A 1,151-nucleotide genomic window follows, 5' to 3' on the forward strand; every position below is an offset into this window, starting at 1 on the left:
CTTCAAATAGGTTTCGGCATCTTGGTTGCCGATGAAGTCGGCAGCCACATGAAAATGTATCTGAATCGGTCCGGCGCAGATGTTCATCCCGATGTCATGGCCGGATGCCGCGTAGAAAACCTTGGCCTGATCTGGAGTCCAAAGGCCGGCACCCAGGAACTCTGATGGCTTTGTCTTTCCGCTGAACCCGTCCAGGGAGAGTGCAAAGCGAGTGGTGAGAGCCTCCAAATCGCCTTTGAGGTAACTGGCCTGCTCAATTTGAAACCAGTTCATCTGGCGAGGCGGCGTGATATCAAAGGAAATTTCGAGCTTTCCGAACGTCCAGTAATCTGGATCGACATGCTCAGGCATGCCGAGCACTTCGATAATCTCGGCCATTGTCATGTCGGGGGAGATCGGCCCCAAGCTGCCGGTCTTCAAAAAGTCACGGAAAGACAGGAGTTGTTTTTTCATCAGGGCCACGAGGTTTTCGGTTTCAAGGTCAGCTGTAGCTGTTTTGCTGCCCAAATAGTCGGATTTCAGCGGCTTAGCCTTTCATTTTGCACAATCGTCGGGACAATGCCCCCGAACTTGCCTTGGAGGATTCGCGAATGCGCGCCAGAAGACTGCCCCTTGTTCTGCTTTTCGCCATCATGGCGTTTGCGGCCGCACCGGTGGTCAGGCAGGCATTGGCCGAGGAGACGAAGACCGATCCCGGCCTGTCCGATGTGCTGACCGACCTGCTGCATGGCGTGGAAGGCGAAAACGCCACGGCTGGTCCCGACAAGCGCGTACCCTTCGGCCGCGAGGAGGTGCAATTGTCGTTTGCGCCGCTGGTCAAGCAGACAGCCCCGGCCGTGGTCAACGTCTATGCCTCGCAGACGGCCAAGGTCACGTCGCCTTTCGACGGCGATCCGTTCTTCGAGGAATTCTTCGGTCGCTCGCAGCCGCGTGCACAGTCTTCGCTCGGCTCCGGCGTGCTGGTCGATCCGACCGGCGTCGTGGTCACCAATTACCACGTCATCAAGGATGCCGACCGGGTCAAGGTGGCGACCGCTGATGGGCGTGAGTTCGACAGCAAGGTGCTGCTCAAGGACGAGACACTCGACCTCGCCGTGCTCAAGATCACCTCGGACAAGCCGTTTCCGGTTATCGCCATCGGCGATTCCGAC

2 protein-coding genes are annotated in these 1,151 nt (G+C 57.8%); one reads left to right on the plus strand and one right to left on the minus strand.

Annotated elements, in window-relative coordinates; translation table 11 throughout:
- A partial coding sequence (locus EN893_RS34950; RefSeq protein ID WP_164901432.1) for a hypothetical protein occupies nt 1-507 on the minus strand: 507 nt, incomplete at its 3' end.
- Nucleotides 508-590: 83 nt separating this feature from the next.
- On the opposite strand from EN893_RS34950, the gene EN893_RS34955 reads away from it, so the two are divergent.
- A partial coding sequence (locus tag EN893_RS34955; protein WP_206640246.1) for a trypsin-like peptidase domain-containing protein occupies nt 591-1,151 on the plus strand: 561 nt, incomplete at its 3' end.

This window comes from Mesorhizobium sp. M7A.F.Ca.CA.004.04.2.1 (genome assembly GCF_004022825.1).
Taxonomy (GTDB): domain Bacteria; phylum Pseudomonadota; class Alphaproteobacteria; order Rhizobiales; family Rhizobiaceae; genus Mesorhizobium.